The following is a 19069-nucleotide window of genomic DNA, read 5'->3' on the forward strand; positions in this document are numbered from 1 at the left end:
TAGCATGCCGTGGGTATTGCTGGCGAGACAGACAGAATAGGAGTAACGTCAAAGTGGTCAGCTGTGCATGCAGGGCCAAGTACTGGCAGTATATATTCAGTCCCTGACCGGTGTATGACATGCCGGCTCCACACCAACATGGTTACACGGAGTCTTGTCATGAACGCCACATTACGTACTGCCATACTTACCGCTACCCTGAGCATTTCCCTCCCGGCAGCGGGCCATGAGGAACCAGCAAACAACGGCTCTCCGACCAGTGCCGACGATGCCGTTGGCACCATAAACTTCCGCGCCGACTGTTCAGAACATATGCGTGCCGATGTTGATCATGCGCTGGGCATGATGCATCACATGATGTACACACAAGCGCAGGCAGAATTCGAAGCCATTACCGAGGCCGAGCCAGGCTGTGCCATGGCGCACTGGGGCGTCGCAACTTCCCTGTTTCAACCGCTGTGGAGTACAACTCCGAGTGCTGCCGATATCACCCGCGGCCGTCAGGCGATCCGGGAAGCGCGCAACGCCGCAGGAAATACAAGGGAACAGCTTCTCATCGATGCTACCGCCGCATTCTTCGATACCGAAACAGATCAGGTTGAGGAGCGTCTTGCCGGGTGGATTGATGGTATGGACTCCGCTTATCGGGCATTCCCGGACGATGTCGATATCGCCACATTATATGCGTTGTCGCTTCTCGCAAAAGCCCGGTCCGCGGAAGACCGGAAAGCGCTACATGACGAGGCGGAACGGGTTCTGCGTGCTGCCTGGAAAACCGAACCCACCCACCCCGGGGCGGTCCACTACACCATTCACGCCACCGATGCCGATGGGCGCGGAAGCAATGCCACGGAGATCGTGGATTCCTATACACAGATCGCGCCCAACGTTCCTCATGCCTTGCACATGCCTTCCCACATCTATGTACGGCTTGGCGACTGGCCCAGCATGATCGACTGGAACCAGCAGTCCGCCGAAGTTGCAGTGGATCACAAGGTGGAGGGTGCCACGTCATTCCACTACATACATGCCGTCGACTACCTGGTTTACGGCCATCTCCAGCGCGGTGAAAACAGTGCTGCACGGAGTGTCTGGGAAACGGCTCAGGCCAACGGTCCGCACCAGGGCAACTTTCCCGGCGCCTATCACCTGGCTTCGATCCCCGCAAGGCTGGCTGTTGAAGCACGGGACTGGGAGGCGGCAGCGTCCATTTCGCCCCGCACCCCTGACTATATCAGCTGGGATAAATTTGCCTGGCCCGATAGCCTGAGCTGGTTTGCACGCGGCCTGGGCGCAGTACATACCAGGGATCTGGACACTGCCCGCGAGGCAGAGCAACGGATGGCAGCACTGGTGGAATCTGCCAGGACTGCCGCTGACGGGCGCTTCACCACGTACATTGAAGTGGATCGCCGCATTCTGGCCGGCTGGATAGCTCAAGCGGAAGGTGATCCAGACCAGGCCACTGAACTGATGCGCTCCGCTGGTGAACTTGAAGCCACTGTCGAGAAACACCCGGTTACGCCTGGGGCCCTGCTACCACCCTATGAGTCGCTCGGCGACCTGCTACTTGCGCTTGATCGCCCGGCAGAAGCACTGGTAGCTTACGAAAATTCCAATCGAATCTGGCCACAGCGCCTGAACACACTGGAAGGTGCAGCCCGGGCAGCCGATGCGGCTGGCGATGCGGAATCCGCTGCGCTCTGGTCGGAACGACTGATGGAGGCGGCACCCGCCAACGAGCGTTACTTAACCGATGTTTAATACGGCCAGGGTCGCAATAGCTCATTGAAGAGTGCACGGTGTGCTGCGATATAGTGCCGGGAATGGTCCTGCAAGGCTACCGGCACACCAATTCTCTGCGATGAGCTGGCCATGACCACTGCAACCTGGTTTATATTACTTGGCTCACTATTGCTGGTAGTGGGCTTTACCGCTTCCTACATCAAGACCGTGCCTGCCACGTCCGCCATGGTCTACCTCTTTATCGGACTGGTCCTCGGCCCCATGGGCTTTGACCTGTTCCACTTCAATCCACTGAAAGAGTCGGCACTGTTGGAGTTGCTGACCGAAATCGCGGTATTGATCTCCCTGTATTGTGCCGGAGTGAAGATGCCCGCACCGGTGACCTTCAAACGCTGGCGTAATCCTCTGCAACTGGCTGTCATTTCAATGACGCTGACCGTTGGCCTGGTAGCGCTCTTTGGATACTACTGGCTTGCTCTGCCTCTCGGCGCCGCTGTTCTGCTCGGCGCGGTGGTTGCACCCACAGACCCGGTACTTGCCACTGAGGTACAGGTCCGCCATGCCGACGACCCTGACCGCCTGAGGTTTGCCCTGACCTGCGAAGCCGGAATAAACGACGGCAGCGCCTTTCCCTTTGTCATGCTGGGGTTGGGCCTGCTGGGCCTGCATGATCTTGGCGATGACGGTTTTCGCTGGCTGGTGGTTGATGTGGTCTGGGCAACCGCTGCGGGGATTGCCATTGGCATCGTGGCCGGCTATGCCGTTGGCTGGCTGGTACAGAGACTGCGGACCACGTTTACCGGCTCCGGGTTTCTTGAGAGCTTTCTGGGCCTGGGACTGATTGCATCAGCCTATGGCATCAGCCTGTTGGTAAATGCCTGGGGCTTTCTGGCGGTTTTCAGTGCGGCGGTGGCATTACGTCATACGGAGTTGAAACTGACCGGCCTCAGGCAACAGTACTCGGACCCGACATCCGGAGAAACACAGCCAGGCGACGCACCACAGTCTATCGCCCATGTGCACCAGAGCTCACTGGTATTCAACGAACATCTGGAAAGGCTGGCCGAAATCGTATTGGTGCTAATGATTGGCGGATCGCTTTTCTGGGACTCCTGGAGCTGGCGCGCAATCGGGTTTGCCGCATTCCTGTTCTTTGTCGCACGCCCCATCAGCGTCCATCTTGGATTACTCGGGACCAATGCTCCCATGCGCCTGCGCAACCTTGCAGGCTGGTTCGGTGTACGCGGCATCGGCTCACTTTACTACCTGATGTACGCGATACAGCACGGGCTACCGGAAGATATTGCACTGGAACTGATTCACCTGACGCTTGTGGTGGTCACCCTGTCGATCCTCGTCCACGGCGTGAGCGTAAAGCCCGCGATTGCCCGCTTCTGGCGATCGCGAAAATCGGTCGGGTGAGAATTGGACACTGGGTGCTGAAGGTTCCTATACTCCAGGTTCATTCAGCTGAAAGACCTTATTTATGCGCGTTTTCGCCAACCCGGTCGGTTCCGGCTCTCTCTGGTTTGATAATCTCGCTACAGCGGACGGAACGCCCGTCGCCTACGACCCTCAGGCGCGAGCTTTCCTGCCCATGCCCCCCTTCTGTGCCAATCGGAATGTAATCGGCTGCAACTGGATTGCGCCCGAGCAGGGTGCTTTCTGCCGTTCATGTGCCATGACAGCGCTGGCACCGGACCCCTCCATTCCCAATGCCATGCCCAACTGGGCGCAAACCGAGGCAGCCAAGCGCTGGGCACTGGACAATCTCGGCCGCTGGCACTGGTTCCGGCCGGAAGATCCCGGCGCACGGCCCGTCTTCCATATGCTCGCCGAAGGCCCCACCCCGGTGCCCATGGGCCACGCCCAGGGCGTGGTTACCATCAGCGTGGCCGAGGCCGAGCCGGTGTTGCGCATGACTCGCCGTGAGGCGCTGGAAGAGCCCTATCGCACCATGATTGGACACATGCGCCATGAGATTTCCCACATGCTCTGGTGGCGCCTGAGCCTGCGTGAAGACTTCCTCGATGCCTTCCGTGCGATGTTTGGCGATGAACGCATCAGCTATCCCGGGGCACTGCAGCACCACTATGAGAATGGTCCACCAGCAGACTGGAAACAGTACTACCTGACCAGCTATGCGTCAGCCCATCCCCACGAAGACTGGGCCGAGACCGCTGCCCATCTGCTTCACCTGACGGACCTGACCGACAGCTTTGTGGCCGGTGGCCTCACCTCGCCAGACGTGCCTGGCCCCAATTGGGACCCATATTCCGAGCCGGATCCCCAACGGCTGATCCAGATTGCGGCGTCGATCGCAGTGGGCGTAAACCACGTCAACAGGTCCATGGGCCTGTCGGATCTGTATCCGTTTGTATTGTCAGATTTCGCACGCCACAAACTTGCTTTTGTACATGACTGGCTGCGCCGAGGCGCCCAGGGGCTTTAAGGTGTTTGGACAATGAGGTGAGGCCTTTATTGGCCAATCCGCATTTAAGGCACCACCGTAACTCCTCTAAATGATCAAGGAGCCGGACCTATGACCAATCCTGTAATCGCGGACAACAAACCCAGAAAAGTCACGTTGAAAAAAGGCGAGGAGTACCTGTTCTGCACGTGCGGCCGCTCCGATGACCAACCCTTTTGCGATGGCTCTCACGCCGATACCGATTTCACCCCCAAAAGCTTTGTTGCCGAGAAGGACGGGCAAGCCGTGCTTTGCCAGTGTAAACACACCGGCGATGCGCCCTTCTGCGATGGCACTCATGCCCGGTTCAGCAAGGATCAGGTGGGCAAGGAGGGGCCTGGCGGGGAAAACGGAGATTCCGACGAGGCTCCGGAAGCAAAGGCCACAAAGGACGAGCCAACCGTGGAGTTCATCCACCAGCTAGCCCGCGAAGGCCTGAGCAATATGGGGCAACACGGTCCCACCACTGCGATGGGCGTTCCCCGCCATACCCTGCCCCACTGGGATGACCTGCAGCTCATGGTGGCGCAACTGGCCAGCAAACCGTTGATGGAAGACGCGGAAGTCGCCACTGAGCTGGTCATAGGTCCCGAAGCAAAAAAGCCCCTGACTCTGAGCATGCCGCTGTTTGTGTCCGACATGAGCTTCGGGGCACTATCCGAAGAAGCCAAGATCGCGCTGGCGCGGGGTGCGGAGATGGCCGGCACCGGTATCTGCTCAGGCGAAGGTGGCATGTTGCCGGAAGAGCAGCAGGAGAACACCAGATATTTCTATGAGCTGGCCAGCGCGAAGTTTGGCTATGACGAAAAGCTTCTGAAGCAGGTTCAGGCGTTTCACTTCAAGGGCGGACAGGGCGCAAAGACGGGCACCGGCGGCCATCTTCCCGGCAACAAGAACACCGGCAGGATTTCCGAGGTGCGTGGCATCAGGGAGGGAGAGCCGTTTACATCGCCCCCTACCTTCGAGGATCTGCGGTCAGTGGAGGACTTCCAGCAATTTGCCAGCCGGGTGCGTGAGGTCTCCGGTGGTATTCCGGTAGGTTTCAAGCTCAGCGCCAACCACATTGAACGTGATGTGCAGTTCGCTCTGGATGCCGGCGCCGACTACATCATCCTGGATGGCCGCGGTGGCGGCACCGGTGCCGCGCCCGAGATTTTCAGAGACCACATCAGTGTCCCCACTATCCCCGCCCTCGCCCGCGCCCGTCGCTACCTGGATGACCAGGGAGCGAGTGGCCGGGTTACGCTGATTGTGACGGGCGGTTTGCGGTTGCCTATTGACTTCGTCAAGGCAATGGCACTGGGCGCTGACGGCATTGCGGTTGCCAATAGCGCCATCCAGGCCATTGGGTGCGTTGCCGCGAGAATCTGCAATACCAACAACTGCCCCTCGGGCGTTGCGACCCAGAGAAAAGACTTGCGACAAAGGCTCAATGTCGAGACGTCGTCCAGGCAACTGAAGAATTTCCTCGAGGCCTCGGTATCGCTGATGCAGGTAATGGCCAGAGCCTGCGGCCACGACAGCCTCAGTAAATTCAGCAAAGAGGACCTGGCGACCTGGCACCGGGAAATGGCGCTGCTCAGTGGGGTACGTTACGCTGGCATGGTCGATCCCTCGGCCTGATCATCTTCTCTGGCCGCCAGTACTCGAACACGCTCGAAATCCTCCTCAGTGAATGCCCCGTTCACACCGGAGATGGCGGCCAGCTTCATGCCATGTTTCAGACCCAGCTTGTAAATTTCCCGTACTTTTTCCCACTCGATATTGCGGCCAAGCGTAAAGTTCTCGAACCGCCCTTCCAGGCCAAGCACAATGGTTTCCGCCAGGCAGGCATAAACAATCCCTTTCGGCAGGCCGATATCTTTCATATGTACCTCGCCGGGCAACTGGATCTCGCCGGATTCGATTACCAGAACATCCGGGCGTTTGGCCACGTCTGTTGCGGGAATGTCCAGTGGTCTGGCAACATCCGTGATCACGCAGCCAGGCTTCACTTTCATGATGTCCAGGATGCGCTTGCCGGCGCCCGAAGTGGCGGTAACGATCATATCCATCTCGGCCAGATCCCGGTCTGCGGAGCCGGCAACGTGCACAATGGCTCCGGGCGTTTCCTGTTCGATGCTTTCCTTGAGAGCCAGAAGTTTTGCGGGTTCAGGCGCGGCCAGATAGATTTCATCCACCGCCTTGGCAAGCAGGCGCGCGCAAACTGAACCAATGGCACCGGTGGCTCCAACCACCATGGCCTTGCCGGCGGCTTTTCCGCTAGGGCCAATGTCGACCCGCCCTATTTTTTTCATCGCGTCGTGAGCAGCCCAGAGAGCACCAGAGGCACTGTAGCTGTTGCCGGTGGTGATAGGCAGTGGCGCCCGCTTTGCCACCGTGACGCCGGCATCGCCAACCACTTTGGTGAAGGCGCCAAGCCCCATAATCTGGGCCCCCAGCTTTTTCGCCAGTTCCGCAGCCTGTAACAGTCTGGCGTATGTGAACTCCGGATCGTGTGCCATGATTTCCCGCGGAGTGCCTCCAACGGTTATCAGCCAACCCTCGACCTCATCGCCCGTGGGTGACTCGATGCCGGAAACCTTTGAATAGATAAAAGGCGGCGTATACGCCACGGCCTTTTCAACCAGGTTCATCACCATCGGCGGTGACACATTGGCAATCCAGTCCAGGGGTGGCGTTTTGGTGAGATATTGCTGCGAAAGCGGATGAATCACGAATGCAAACCGGTTCACCCGACGATAGCCGTTCGGATAAAGAATCCGGGGTTCGATGCCAAGGCTCTGGATGACATCCAGATAGTCGTCCGGCCCCAGTTGCCCCGGCGTCCGGGACAGCGCTGCGCTGATCATCGCTTCCATCACATTAACACCGACTGGCCGGCCTTCCAGCCAGGGACTGTAGTCCACCACCATGGCAACGTGCCGGGAGCGCATCCAGTCGAGGGCGGAATCGGTTACGCGGGAAGTGATTACCGTTTTGCCGTCCAACTCCTTATGGGTGAAATTCTCCAGATCTGCAATGGCCCCGACAATAACGTGAGACTCGGAAACGGCATGGTGCAGAGCCCCTTTTACCAGACCCTCGCCAAGCCGGTACAGCGGAGTCCGCAGCAGGGTCTCGACAGTTTTCACCGCTGCGGGCCGGAACATGACAGGCGCTGTGAGTGCTGTGAAGGTTTCCAGCTGTTTCAGGGATGTCAGCAGCCTGGGCACACCAAAATCGGTGTATGGGTCGGCAAAAAACAGGTTATCGGTATGTTCGGAAAGCGCCTTTGCAATGCGATAGCCTGCCTTGCCATTCATGAACAGAACCCGGGCGTTGTCGAAGAAATGTCCCAGTTCCGTTTGCGTATGGCGCACCGCCCATTCCTGAAGGATGGCACGCAGACCTGCGCCGGTGGTGACCGGCTTGTCCGGAACGCAGGCCTCCAGCCGTGCGGTGTCGGGATGCTCAAGCCGTTCCCGGCCTACTTCGTAATGGTCATCAATCATGCTCAGGCCGATGGCATCTGCCTGGGAATGGACTGATTCAAGAGCCGCTTCTGCCCTGTCAAGGTCACCGTCGGTACCAATACGGATAATACGGAAGGGCTGGCCCAGGAACCCGGTTTCAAGGTCGTAGTCGTATTCGCTGGATCCATGGCTGATACTGACAACGGTTTTCATATTCAGACATTCCCTTTGCTTGTTGTTGTCTTTTACAGACTAAATCATGGCATCCATTTTTGCCTTAGCGCAGATCAAATTCCCGAGCGCCACGATCCGGAATTGTGGTTCAGCCTGCCAAAGCAGTCCCCGAGTATGCAATCCCTGAATCCAGACAGGCCATCATGGGGGCCACCTGACGGATTTTACGGGCCTCGGGCCAGATTGCTTCAGCCTCGGCAAAGCCCTGTCGCAGGAAATTGAGCCATTGTTTGATGCGGCCGGTCACGTAGCGATCCTCCAGCCAGCCCTGAAGAACGGTGGCGTATTCGCGAACCAGGCCCACGGCTTCAGCCCAGGTCATATCCGTTACCGCCACACCCTGCTGGCTTGCCCTGATCTGCCGGGCCAGATCCGGCCGCGCAATCAGGCCTCGGCCGATCATTACATCGTCACAGCCGGACACTTCCCGGCATCGCCAGTAGTCCGCCACAGTCCAGATTTCCCCATTCGCGATGATGTGGGTATTTACCGCTTCCCTTGCCCGGGCAATTTCCTCCCAGTACGCAGGCGGACGGTAGCCGTCTACTTTGCTACGGGCGTGGATGACAATCTCTTCAGCGCCGGCAGCTTCCAGTGCCTGCGCACAAGCGACGCCCATGGAGCGGTCGTCATAACCCAGTCGCATTTTTGCGGTTACCGGCACATTAGCGGGCACAGCCTGGCGCACGGCAGCCACAATCTGGTGCATCAGTTCCGGCTCGCGCATCAGCACGCAGCCACCCTTATGCTTGTTGACGGTTTTGGCCGGACAACCGAAATTGATATCCACCTGGGTTGCCCCCAGTTCGGCGGCTTTTGCGCCATGACAGGCCATCTGGTACGGGTCTGAGCCGAGTAGCTGAACCGCCACCGGTGTACCCGCTTCAGTCAGTGACTGGTTGTGCAGTTCCGGAGCGTATTTGTAGAACACTCTTGCCGGCAGCATGCCACGGGTTACGCGAATGAATTCCGTCACACACCGGTCAATCCCACCGACCCTGGTCAGTGTTTCACGGATGGGTGCATCGACCAGCCCTTCCATCGGGGCGAGGATGATTCGCATGTGTGCTCCAGCAGAAAAACAGGTGTGGTCAGATTGAGACTGATCAGGAATCAGGCGGCAAGGATTGTAAGGAATCTGGCGGGAAGTTGGTAGGTGGACACTTTGACAGGCCCTTTGATGGGCTCGTTAATGGGCACCCCTTACCGGAGTGCCCATTCATCGGCAGATTTTATTTGACGTCGAAACGATCGGCGTTCATGACCTTGGTCCAGGCAGCGACGAAGTCGTTCACGAACTTCTCTTCGCTGTCATCCTGGGCATAAACCTCGGCATAGGCACGCAGGATGGAGTTGGAACCGAACACGAGATCAACACGGGTCGCGGTGAACTTGGTGTTGCCGTTCTTACGATCCACGATGTTGTACGAGTTCTTGCCAGTGGGCTCCCAGGTGTTGGACATGTCCGTCAGGTTCACGAAAAAGTCATTGGTCAGCTGGCCAACCCGATCAGTGAACACGCCGTGACTGGTACCTCCATGGTTGGTGCCCAGAACGCGCATACCCCCCATCAGAACGGTCATTTCCGGCGCAGTCAGGCCCATCAGCTGGGCGCGGTCCAGAAGCATTTCTTCCGGCTTGACCACGTAATCCTTCTTCTGCCAGTTGCGGAAGCCATCGGCCAGCGGCTCCAGCGGCTCGAAAGATTCAGCGTCGGTCATCTCGTCCGTTGCGTCACCACGGCCCTTGAGGAACGGCACATGAACGTCGTGTCCCGCCGCCTTCGCTGCCATCTCGATGCCCAGGTTGCCACCCAGAACGATCACGTCTGCAATGCTGGCGCCAGTGTCCGCAGAGATCTTCTCGTAGACCTTCAGCACCTTGGCCAGGCGATCCGGTTCGTTGCCTTCCCAGTCTTTCTGGGGGGCCAGACGAATGCGAGCACCATTGGCACCACCGCGCATATCGGAACCACGGAAGGTGCGGGCACTATCCCAGGCGGTGGAAATCAGTTCATTGAGGCTCAGGTTGGCTTCGGCGATCCTCTCTTTGACCACTTCTTCGATGTAGTTGGTCTCACCCTGCGGGCAGGGATCCTGCCAGATCAGATCTTCCGTTGGTACGTCCGGGCCGATATACCGGGCTTTTGGCCCCATATCCCGGTGAGTCAGCTTGAACCAGGCACGGGCGAAGCAATCCTTGAAGTACTCCGGGTCGGCCATGAATTTCTCACAGATCGCGCGGTACTTCGGATCCACTTTCATCGCCATATCCGCATCGGTCATCATCGGATTGCGGCGAACGGACGGGTCGGTAGAATCCACCGGCTTGTCCTCTTCCCTGATATCGATGGGCTCCCACTGGTTCGCGCCAGCCGGGCTCTTGGTCAGTTCCCATTCATAGCCGAACAGCAGGTCGAAGTAACCCATATCGAACTGGGTAGGATTGGTGGTCCAGGCACCTTCAAGGCCCGAAGTAATGGCATTGGTCGCCTTGCCTTTCAGGTTCGGGTTGTGCCAGCCGAGACCCTGTTCGTGAACATCAGCGCCTTCAGGCTCGGGCCCAAGCGCTTCCGCATCGCCATTACCGTGGGTTTTGCCAACGGTGTGGCCGCCCGCAGTCAGTGCAGCGGTCTCTTCGTCGTTCATCGCCATACGTGCGAAGGTAACGCGGACCTGCTCGGCACTCTTCTGAGGATCCGACACGCCGTTTACACCTTCAGGGTTCACATAAATCAGACCCATCTGAACAGCGGCGAGGGGGTTTTCCATGGTGTCAGGGTTTTCTACGTTTTCATACCGGCTATCAGAGGGGGCCAGCCACTCTTTCTCTGCACCCCAGTAAATATCTTTCTCCGGATGCCAGATGTCCTCACGGCCATAGGAAAAGCCGAAGGTTTTGAAGCCAAAGGATTCGTAAGCAACATTGCCGGCCAGGATGAAGAGGTCGGCCCAGCTCACTTTGTTGCCGTATTTTTTCTTGAGCGGCCACAGCAAACGACGGGCCTTGTCCAGGTTGCCGTTATCCGGCCAGGAGTTGATCGGCGCGAAGCGCTGGTTACCGGTTCCGGCGCCACCACGGCCATCCGCCAGGCGATAAGTACCGGCAGCGTGCCATGCCAGGCGAATCATCAGGCCACCATAATGGCCCCAGTCCGCAGGCCACCATTCCTGGCTGCTGGTCATCAGCTCGTGCATGTCTTTTTCAAGTGCTTCGTAATCGAGCTTTTTGACTTCTTCCCGATAGTCGAAATCCTCACCCATCGGATTGGTCTTGTAATCGTGCTGATGCAGGATGTCCAGGTTCAGGTTTTCCGGCCACCAGGCCACCACATCGGCGTTCTCCTGCGTGTTAGACCCGTGCATTACCGGGCATTTTCCGCCTGAGCTGTTGTTCTCTGTCATTTCTCTCTCCTGATTCGGTTTGGCAAAACGACACTGCTTTTACGTAAGCAACTCTAACTATAGGACAAAAAAAGTGCTCTGCTCTGAGTATTAATTATGTACGGGATAGCGAATGCCTATCAGATTTTCCCGCAGTCTGCCAAGGCGTTACCCCTCTGGCGAGAACATCCAACTTAACGCGACACAAGCATTTAATACAATTAATTAAAAACAAGCTTGTGAAAGTTTTTGACAATGATGGGCGGCAGTCGGAGATCAGAGCCTTTCAATGGACATAAACTTCCCGGCATCGTCAAAAAGAATCCGGAAGCTCCCACGAACGCCATCGCTGAGGTAAAAGCGGGAAAGGATGCGGGCCGGGAAGCGGACAGAGCGCCCGTCCCGGGCCGTGGTGCGGACATCGGTGGCGATGCCCTGATAGAGCTTTATCCACTCATCAGGGCTGATTTCGACGTCCACAATGATCTGCTGCATGGCATCCTGGAATGGTAGGTCGGATTAGGCAAAGCCTTAATCCCACATATCTGTTTGGCATAGTCGGGCCTGTTGTCGGATTACGGCTGCGCCTAATCCGACCTACGGTCTGTATGCCCGGTCCGCTGTCGGATTACGGCTGCGCCTAATCCGACCTGCGGTTTCAGGCTTTAGTTTGCCAGTTCCAGCAACAGGCGGTTCAGGCGGCTGACGTAGGCTCCCGGATCTTCCAACTGCTCGCCGCTGGCCAGCGTAGCCTGGTCCAGCAGTACTGCGGACAGTTCCTTGAAGCGCTCTTCACCTTGTTCACTTTCCAGGCGCTGAACCAGCGGATGGTCCACGTTGATTTCGAAAATCGGCTTGCTGTCCGGCACTTTCTGGCCAGCGGCTTCCATGATCTTCTTCATCTGGGCGCCCATGTCGAAGTCGCCAACGACCAGGCAGGCCGGTGAGTCGGTCAGGCGATTGGTAACACGCACGTCCTGAACGCGATCGGACAGAGCGTTCTTGATGCGCTCCAGCAGATCCTTGTGTTCCTTGGTGGCTTCTTCCTGGTGTTTCTTGTCTTCCTCGGTTTCCACGTCGCCCAGATCAAGCTCGCCGCGGGCAACGTCCTGGAACTGCTTGCCGTCGTATTCGTTGAGGTAGCCCATCATCCACTCGTCAATCCGGTCAGAGAGGATCAGCACCTCGACGCCCTTCTTGCGGAATACTTCCAGGTGCGGGCTACTCTTGGCGGCCATGAAATTGTCAGCGGTGATGTAGTAGATCTTGCTCTGACCTTCTTTCATCCGACCGATGTAGTCATCCAGCGACACTGTTTGTGCCTCGTCGCCGGTATGGGTGGATGCAAACCGCAACAGGCCGCCGATCTTCTCGCGATTGCTGAAGTCTTCCGCGGGCCCTTCCTTCATCACCGTGCCAAACTCGTTCCAGAACTGCTGGTATTTCTCCGGTTCCTTCTTTGCCAGCTTGGAGAGCATGTCGAGAACCCGCTTGGTGACGGCGGTACGGATGCTGTCCACGGTGCTGTCGTTCTGAAGGATCTCCCGGGAAACGTTCAGTGACAGATCGTTGGAGTCAATCACGCCCTTGGTAAAGCGCAGGTAAAGCGGCAGGAACTGTTCGGCGTCGTCCATGATGAACACGCGCTGCACATAGAGTTTCAGGCCACGGGGCGCTTCGCGGTTATAGAGATCAAACGGCGCACGTCCTGGAATGTACAGCAGGCTGGTGTAATCCAGCTTGCCTTCGACCTTGTTGTGGGACCAGGTCAGCGGATCTTCAAAGTCATGGGAGATGTGCTTGTAGAATTCCTTGTACTCTTCGTCCTTGATCTCGCTGCGGGACAGCGTCCACAGAGCAGTGGCATCGTTGACGGTTTCATACTCGCCCTTCTCGCCCTCTTCCCCGGATTCAGATTTCATCATCACCGGGAACGAGATGTGGTCGGAATACTTTTTCACCAGGTTGCGCAGGCGGGAACCGTCGGCAAATTCCCTGGCGTCGTCTTTAAGGTGCAGAACGATTGTGGTGCCACGCTCGTCAAGATCCACATTCTCGATGGTGAACTCACCATCGCCTTTGGACTCCCAGTGGACGCCTTCCTCAACAGGTGCACCGGCGCGACGGGTATAGACTTCCACCGCGTCCGCAACGATAAAGGAGGAATAGAAACCGACACCAAACTGACCGATCAGCTTGCTGTCTTTCTTCTCGTCACCGGAAAGCTGCTGCAGGAATTCTGCGGTACCGGACCGGGCGATTGTGCCGAGGTTCTGGACGACGTCATCACGGGTCATTCCGATGCCGTTATCAGAGAGAGTGACGGTGTTCTTCTCCGCATCATAATCCAGACGAATTTTCAGCTCAGGATCGTTCTCGAAAAGGCTGTCATCTTTCAGCGCAGCAAAGCGCAGCTTGTCTTCTGCATCCGAGGCATTGGAAATCAGCTCACGCAGGAAGATTTCCTTGTTGGAATACAGGGAATGAATCATCAGGTTAAGTAGCTGCTTGACCTCAGTCTGAAAACCAAGGGTCTCTTTTTGCGATTCAACCGTCATGGCTTGTTTTTTCTCCTGCTGTTTGGGTTTGGAGGATCGGCGCGGGTGCGGAGCCATGGATGGCGGAGCCCGAGCCGCACATGGACGTCTCGAGGCGTGTTTCGTAAACCCGTCCTCAACTGCTCGCCTGCATCAATCCCTAATATGCTGAACTTGGAAATGGGGTTCATCCGGGGTATTTCAACCCCGATAAGATGAAGTCAATCATCCAGCAGGAAGTGCGCCCGGGCTGTGGCAATGGGCTGGGAGCGGGATTTCTGCCAGGCGGTGATCATCACGTTGGCCACGCGGTTGCCCTGGCGGGTGAGCTGGCACTCTGCGAAGGTTTCGCGGTTGAGGCCTGCGCGCAGATAATCGAGGGAGAAATCGACAATCCGGGGCATGCGCAGGGTTTCCTGGGACATCATCAGGTAGATGACCGCAGACAACTCCATGAAACCACCGATGACACCGCCGTGAATGGCCGGCAGTATCGGATTGCCCAGGTTCTCCTTTTTTCTGGGGAGGCGGAAAATCAGGTCGTCGCCGAAGCGGTCGCATGCCAGGCCGATGAAGCGGGCGTAGGGAATGCTTTCCAGCATGCGGGAAAAATCACCGGTTTCCTGGGTGTAGCGAAGGATTTCCGGGCTGGTCATGCTTTGCCTCCGTCGATCAGTTTACGGAAAGACTTGGGCATTGCCTCTTTGCCTATCCTCATGAACGTGGCGACACAGTTGGCAACGGTATCACCAGGGTCCTGGAAGGCTTCGCAGCGGGTAAAGATGATATTGCGGGTAACCCTGTAGGTTTCGGCCCGGGCGTAAACCGGCTTGTGGGGTTCAGCCGGACGCATGTAATCCACTCGCAGATCCAGCGTCGGGCATAATTCGAACTCTTCCAGGGCGCACATGATCACCGAGCCGGAGGCCGTATCCATCAGAGTGGTAATGGCACCGCCGTGTATCACGCCGGTATCGGGATTGCCGATAATACGATCGCTGTATGGCAGGCACAGGATCAACTGGCCCTCTTTTGCCGATGTTACGGTCAGACCCAGTTCGCGGCCCTGGTTGAGGGTTGCTATAAAACGGCGAACCCGGTCCATTCTAGTGGCGTCGTTCATAAGGACCATTACAAGTGAGAAGGAGTAATTCGCAATGATAACGCAACCCCGGGAAAGCCTCCAGACAACAGGTCTTTAGCTGCAGGCACACAGCTGACAGCGCGGATATGGTATAAACGTGGCAAAACTGTATAAAAGGCGACGTCGTCAACCGGCAGACTTGCCCAGGGACATCAACCAAGGAGTCTTATCCGTGAACATCCACGCTGGATTACGATATCTCACCGTTATTGTTGTGCTGGCTTTTGTATCCGGGTGCTCTGTTAACCCGGTCACCGGTGAAAAACAGCTCTCGCTGATCTCCGAAAGCCAGGAGCTTTCCATTGGTAGCGAACAATACAAACCCACCCAGCAGACCCAGGGCGGTCAGTTTTACCTTGACCCGGAACTGAACCGTTACGTCAGCGAAGTAGGCCAGAAACTGGCAAAAGTCAGTGACCGCCCCGACCTGCCCTACGAATTCGTGGTACTGAACAGCAGTGTTCCTAACGCCTGGGCACTACCGGGCGGCAAGATTGCCATTAATCGTGGATTACTGACGGAACTGAAAGACGAAGCCCAGCTTGCCTCGATTCTGGGCCATGAGATTGTTCATGCTGCGGCCCGACACAGTGTCCAGCGCATGCAGCAGGGCACACTTATCAGTTTGGGCGTGGCAGGCCTGGGCTTTGCCCTGTCGGATAACGAGTGGGCCGGACTGATCATGGGGGGCGCAGCCATGGGCGCCCAGTTGGCACTGGCCCAGTACAGCCAGGCGGACGAGCTCGAGTCCGACCATTACGGTATCCGCTACATGAAAGAAGCCGGCTATGACCCGCAGGCGGCGGTGGAATTGCAGGAACTCTTCGTCCGCCTTTCCGAAGGCCGCGAAACCAGCTTTATAGAGGGCATGTTCGCCACCCACCCCCCTTCACAGAAGCGCGTGCGGGAAAACCAGGAACTGGTCGACAAGATAGGTGCGGGTGGTTACCGCGGCAGGGACGTGTACCAGGAAAAACTGTCGTTCTTGCGGGATCGACAGCCCGCTTATGAGGCTCACGAGGAAGCCATGAAGCTGGCAAGCAACGACAAGCTTGACCAGGCACTTGCCAGAGTGAACGAGGCAATCAGCATAGAACCGGAAGAAGCCGCCTTCTATTCTCTGCGCGGTCGCATTTACAGGGCGAAGGACAATCCGGAAAAAGCAGAGGCAGACTTCGATAAAGCCACGTCCCTGTACCCCGAAATGTTTGCCTATCAGTTGCACAGTGGTCTGAACGCGCTGGAGCTGAACAAACTGGACAAGGCAAAAGAACGGCTGAACAAGGCCAACGAAACCGTTCCCACCTCCATTGCCTTTCTGCGCCTGGGTGACATTGCAGTCAAACAGAATCGCCGGGACGACGCGATCCGGTATTACAGTACCGCTGCCGAGGCTGAAGGAGAGATTGCACAGGAAGCACAACAGAAGCTGGTCCAGTTGACGGGGAACTAAAGTCGTCGTCCGCATTGACTTTTAGAGCAATAACTCTAAAAATCAGTGTATCGAGACCATAACCGGACGATTGCCATGCTCGCGAAACGTATCCAGCCGATGGCCTTTCAGGCTCGTCGGCTTTATGTGGAACTGATGTTCCAGGTCATGGGGCGTGCCCTTCAGGCCATCAGCGAAGTTGATGCTTCTGCCCGGAGGGAAGCCCGCGGCCTGCCCGAAGGCTTCCTTTTTGAAATGATGGTGATGCCGGATGGCTCGCGCCTCATTGTGGAGCACGTCGGCGACGGCCGCTTTCACTATCACGGCAATTCCGCGCCCCGGCCAGTGGATCTGTCCATCCGGTTCAAGCATATTGCCCATGCCTTTCTGGTAATGTCTTTCCAGGAAAAAACCTCGGTCGCTTTTGCTAACGATCGCATGCTGGTGGATGGGGATATCGGCTACGCCGTTCGCATGACCCGAATCCTGAATCGCCTTGAATCCTTTATCCTGCCCAGGGTGGTGGCAGAGCGTGCGGTCAAGGAGTACCCCTCAAATCTGCGCCTGCCCGAGAAGCTCCTCAGTGCGGCCCGTATATACCTCAAGGTAGCCTCCAATTTTATCGAGACGGTAAGAGCATAATGACCAATCAATACTATGAGTTTTTCTGCCCGGTTAAGGTAATTGCCGGTAAAGCGGCCCTGGAACACATTCCCTACGAGCTGACCGGCCTCGGTGCCGGACGTCCGATGATTGTGACCGATAAGGGCGTTCGCGCCGCCGGCCTGCTTGACCCCGTGATTGCCGCCTGTGAAGAGAGCGGCCTGGAAATCATCAGTATCTACGATGACGTCCCGCCGGACTCTTCGACCGGCGTGGTAAAGGACATTGCCGGCATCTACCGCCGTGAAAAGTGCGATTCTCTCATCGCAGTCGGCGGCGGGTCTGCGATTGATACGGCCAAGGCCGTGAATGTCCTGGTGTCCGAGGGCGGTGACAACATCGCCGAATACAGTGGCGCGGGGACCATCAAACACCCGCTGAAACCGTTCCTGGTGGTTCCGACTACGGCAGGCACCGGCTCTGAGGTCACCTCCGTTGCGGTAATAACCGACACCGCCAAGTCAGTCAAACTGCCATTCTCGTCCTCGTTCCTGCTTCCCAACGCAGCGGTAATCGACCCGAGGATGACCCTGACACTGCCACCGCACATCACAGCAGCCACCGCCATGGACGCCATGACCCATGCCACGGAAGCATTCACCTGTATGGCGAAAAATCCGCTCAGCGATGCCTATGCAACCGCGGCCATCAAGAAAATCAGTACTTCCCTGCTGGAGGTCATGGATAATCCGAAAGACAGCGACAACCGGCTGGAACTGGCGCAAGCCTCGACCATGGCCGGCATCGCCTTCTCCAATTCCATGGTAGGCCTGGTTCATGCCCTCGGTCATGCTACCGGTGCCATCTGCCATCTGCCCCATGGCATGTGTATGAGCCTGTATCTGCCTTACGTGCTGGAATACAACCTGGAGACGATCCGGGCTCCATTGGGCGAACTCCTGCTCTATCTTGAAGGCCCGGAAGTCTATGCCGCCACACCTGCCAGCCGCCGCGCAGAGGCCAGTATTTCTGCCATTCGCAAGCTGCGGGATGAGCTTTTCAAGCGTTGCAGGTTGCCGCGCACGCTGAAAGAAACCGGCAGCGTAGAGGAACATCAACTGGACACCATCGCCGAAATGGCCATGGATGACGGCTCCGTGATGTTCAACCCGAAAGAAGTGACGCTGGAAGACGCCCGAGCAGTTCTCAGGCGGGCCTGGGCCTGACGGATAAGAGCATCTGACCTATGCGAAACCCAGCATCCAGCCGGCGCCTGCCGACAGTCACTGTCTCACTGGCACTGGCATTCTCATTACTGTCAGGGCCTTTTGCACTCGCCGCCGGGCAGTCCATCCAGCAGGAGGATGAACGGGTTTTCCGGTTTAACGTCTCTCCCAATGGCTACCCTCCCTATCTGATCAACGAAAACGGAAAACACTCCGGCATCATGTGGGACGTGGTCAAAGTAATTTCAGGTCGCCTGGGCTACCGGGTTATTCCCGAAGCGATACCCCGCAAACGTGTTGACCAGTTGCTATCCGAGGGCTACATCGACGGCACGACCCGGGCAAAAGAGTGGACGGACAACCCTGAGCAGTTTGCCTTCACCAAACCGGTGGTAAGTATCGAGGAAGTGCTGTTTATACCCAAAGATTCGGACCTGGAATTTGAAGCACCAAAAGACCTGTTCTCGCTCACACTGGTAACCCACCTGGGCTACCGCCACCCTGTCCTTGAGCCCCATTTCCAGTCTGGCAGGATCAAACGTTTTGACGTTTCCCGTGACAAGGACATGTTCACCTACGTACTCCACGGGGAGGACATGGATGCTGCGATTGCGGACCGGCTGGTCGGCAGGTGGATTTTGCGAAACGAAGGCATGCAGAACGAGTTCCGCACCTCATCAAGAACACTGAGTGAGTATGGTTTCCGATTAATGCTCCGCAAGGACTGGGCTGATTTTGCCGAAGCCTTCAACCGCGAACTTGCAGCCATGCGGGAGAACGGCGAGCTGGACGACATTCTCGCCGGCTACCGTTAGCCCCCCTTGCCCACACAGCCTGGC

Annotated in this window: 15 protein-coding genes; 8 read left to right on the forward strand and 7 right to left on the reverse strand. The window is 57.2% G+C overall.

The genetic code is table 11. The features are described from left to right. Positions 1–159 precede the first annotated feature (159 nt). From DIT72_RS13115 to DIT72_RS13130, 4 genes are all read left to right on the forward strand, one after another. A complete protein-coding gene (locus tag DIT72_RS13115) occupies positions 160–1764 on the forward strand; it encodes a tetratricopeptide repeat protein (RefSeq protein WP_135955695.1) in 1605 nt (534 codons plus the stop codon). Positions 1765–1875: 111 nt separating this feature from the next. Then, positions 1876–3168 (forward strand): cation:proton antiporter, encoded by a 1293-nt coding sequence (locus DIT72_RS13120; RefSeq protein ID WP_135955696.1) that lies wholly within the window; start codon positions 1876–1878, stop codon positions 3166–3168. A 64-nt stretch (positions 3169–3232) separates the two neighbouring features. After that, a complete protein-coding gene (locus DIT72_RS13125) occupies positions 3233–4198 on the forward strand; it encodes a zinc-binding metallopeptidase family protein (RefSeq protein ID WP_135955697.1) in 966 nt (321 codons plus the stop codon). A 90-nt stretch (positions 4199–4288) separates the two neighbouring features. After that, on the forward strand, positions 4289–5839 hold the full coding sequence (locus tag DIT72_RS13130; RefSeq protein WP_135955698.1) for a glutamate synthase-related protein: 1551 nt from the start codon (positions 4289–4291) through the stop codon (positions 5837–5839). On the opposite strand, the gene DIT72_RS13135 is transcribed toward DIT72_RS13130, so the two are convergent. The 7 genes from DIT72_RS13135 to DIT72_RS13165 all read right to left on the reverse strand — a co-directional run bounded on the left by DIT72_RS13135 (position 5809) and on the right by DIT72_RS13165 (position 14948). After that, positions 5809–7884 (reverse strand): dehydrogenase, encoded by a 2076-nt coding sequence (locus tag DIT72_RS13135; protein WP_135955699.1) that lies wholly within the window; start codon positions 7882–7884, stop codon positions 5809–5811. The two genes, DIT72_RS13130 and DIT72_RS13135, sit on opposite strands and share 31 nt — an antisense overlap. 109 nt (positions 7885–7993) lie before the next feature. Then, positions 7994–8968, reverse strand: coding sequence for a tRNA dihydrouridine synthase (locus DIT72_RS13140; RefSeq protein WP_135955700.1), 975 nt, complete (start codon positions 8966–8968; stop codon positions 7994–7996). Positions 8969–9137: 169 nt separating this feature from the next. After that, positions 9138–11309: a catalase/peroxidase HPI gene (gene katG, locus DIT72_RS13145; protein WP_135955701.1), complete on the reverse strand. Its 2172-nt coding sequence runs from the start codon at positions 11307–11309 to the stop codon at positions 9138–9140. Between the two features lie 255 nt (positions 11310–11564). Next, entirely contained in the window at positions 11565–11783 is a 219-nt protein-coding gene (locus DIT72_RS13150; RefSeq protein ID WP_135955702.1) for a DUF2835 domain-containing protein, read from the reverse strand. 170 nt (positions 11784–11953) lie between these two features. Next, entirely contained in the window at positions 11954–13846 is a 1893-nt protein-coding gene (gene htpG / locus DIT72_RS13155; protein WP_135955703.1) for a molecular chaperone HtpG, read from the reverse strand. 200 nt (positions 13847–14046) lie between these two features. After that, positions 14047–14481 (reverse strand): PaaI family thioesterase, encoded by a 435-nt coding sequence (locus tag DIT72_RS13160; protein ID WP_135955704.1) that lies wholly within the window; start codon positions 14479–14481, stop codon positions 14047–14049. After that, a complete protein-coding gene (locus tag DIT72_RS13165) occupies positions 14478–14948 on the reverse strand; it encodes a PaaI family thioesterase (RefSeq protein ID WP_135955705.1) in 471 nt (156 codons plus the stop codon). Before DIT72_RS13165 ends, DIT72_RS13160 begins: the two co-directional genes overlap by 4 nt. 193 nt (positions 14949–15141) lie before the next feature. On the opposite strand from DIT72_RS13165, the gene DIT72_RS13170 reads away from it, so the two are divergent. From DIT72_RS13170 to DIT72_RS13185, 4 genes are all read left to right on the forward strand, one after another. Further along, positions 15142–16422, forward strand: a complete 1281-nt coding sequence (locus DIT72_RS13170) for a M48 family metalloprotease (protein ID WP_135955706.1) — start codon at positions 15142–15144, stop codon at positions 16420–16422. Positions 16423–16497: 75 nt separating this feature from the next. After that, positions 16498–17043, forward strand: a complete 546-nt coding sequence (locus tag DIT72_RS13175) for a hypothetical protein (RefSeq protein WP_135955707.1) — start codon at positions 16498–16500, stop codon at positions 17041–17043. Beyond that, the gene (locus DIT72_RS13180; RefSeq protein WP_135955708.1) at positions 17043–18230 is read left to right on the forward strand and encodes an iron-containing alcohol dehydrogenase; all 1188 of its coding nucleotides are present in this window, start codon (positions 17043–17045) and stop codon (positions 18228–18230) included. The genes DIT72_RS13175 and DIT72_RS13180 overlap by 1 nt, the downstream gene beginning before the upstream one ends. A 20-nt stretch (positions 18231–18250) precedes the next feature. Beyond that, a complete protein-coding gene (locus tag DIT72_RS13185) occupies positions 18251–19045 on the forward strand; it encodes a substrate-binding periplasmic protein (protein ID WP_135955709.1) in 795 nt (264 codons plus the stop codon). Positions 19046–19069: the final 24 nt, after the last annotated feature.

It is taken from the genome of Marinobacter orientalis, assembly GCF_004792665.1.
GTDB classification, from domain to species: domain Bacteria; phylum Pseudomonadota; class Gammaproteobacteria; order Pseudomonadales; family Oleiphilaceae; genus Marinobacter; species Marinobacter orientalis.

What these genes read in the sequence shown, in the direction of transcription:
- DIT72_RS13130 (WP_135955698.1), top strand. Translation starts at nt 4,289, where the DNA reads ATGACCAATCCTGTAATCGCGGACAACAAACCCAGAAAAGTCACGTTG.
- DIT72_RS13135 (WP_135955699.1), bottom strand. Translation starts at nt 7,884, where the DNA reads ATGAAAACCGTTGTCAGTATCAGCCATGGATCCAGCGAATACGACTAC.
- DIT72_RS13120 (WP_135955696.1), top strand. Translation starts at nt 1,876, where the DNA reads ATGACCACTGCAACCTGGTTTATATTACTTGGCTCACTATTGCTGGTA.
- DIT72_RS13140 (WP_135955700.1), bottom strand. Translation starts at nt 8,968, where the DNA reads ATGCGAATCATCCTCGCCCCGATGGAAGGGCTGGTCGATGCACCCATC.
- DIT72_RS13185 (WP_135955709.1), top strand. Translation starts at nt 18,251, where the DNA reads ATGCGAAACCCAGCATCCAGCCGGCGCCTGCCGACAGTCACTGTCTCA.
- DIT72_RS13165 (WP_135955705.1), bottom strand. Translation starts at nt 14,948, where the DNA reads ATGAACGACGCCACTAGAATGGACCGGGTTCGCCGTTTTATAGCAACC.
- DIT72_RS13150 (WP_135955702.1), bottom strand. Translation starts at nt 11,783, where the DNA reads ATGCAGCAGATCATTGTGGACGTCGAAATCAGCCCTGATGAGTGGATA.
- DIT72_RS13125 (WP_135955697.1), top strand. Translation starts at nt 3,233, where the DNA reads ATGCGCGTTTTCGCCAACCCGGTCGGTTCCGGCTCTCTCTGGTTTGAT.
- htpG (WP_135955703.1), bottom strand. Translation starts at nt 13,846, where the DNA reads ATGACGGTTGAATCGCAAAAAGAGACCCTTGGTTTTCAGACTGAGGTC.
- DIT72_RS13115 (WP_135955695.1), top strand. Translation starts at nt 160, where the DNA reads ATGAACGCCACATTACGTACTGCCATACTTACCGCTACCCTGAGCATT.
- DIT72_RS13175 (WP_135955707.1), top strand. Translation starts at nt 16,498, where the DNA reads ATGCTCGCGAAACGTATCCAGCCGATGGCCTTTCAGGCTCGTCGGCTT.
- DIT72_RS13180 (WP_135955708.1), top strand. Translation starts at nt 17,043, where the DNA reads ATGACCAATCAATACTATGAGTTTTTCTGCCCGGTTAAGGTAATTGCC.
- DIT72_RS13160 (WP_135955704.1), bottom strand. Translation starts at nt 14,481, where the DNA reads ATGACCAGCCCGGAAATCCTTCGCTACACCCAGGAAACCGGTGATTTT.
- katG (WP_135955701.1), bottom strand. Translation starts at nt 11,309, where the DNA reads ATGACAGAGAACAACAGCTCAGGCGGAAAATGCCCGGTAATGCACGGG.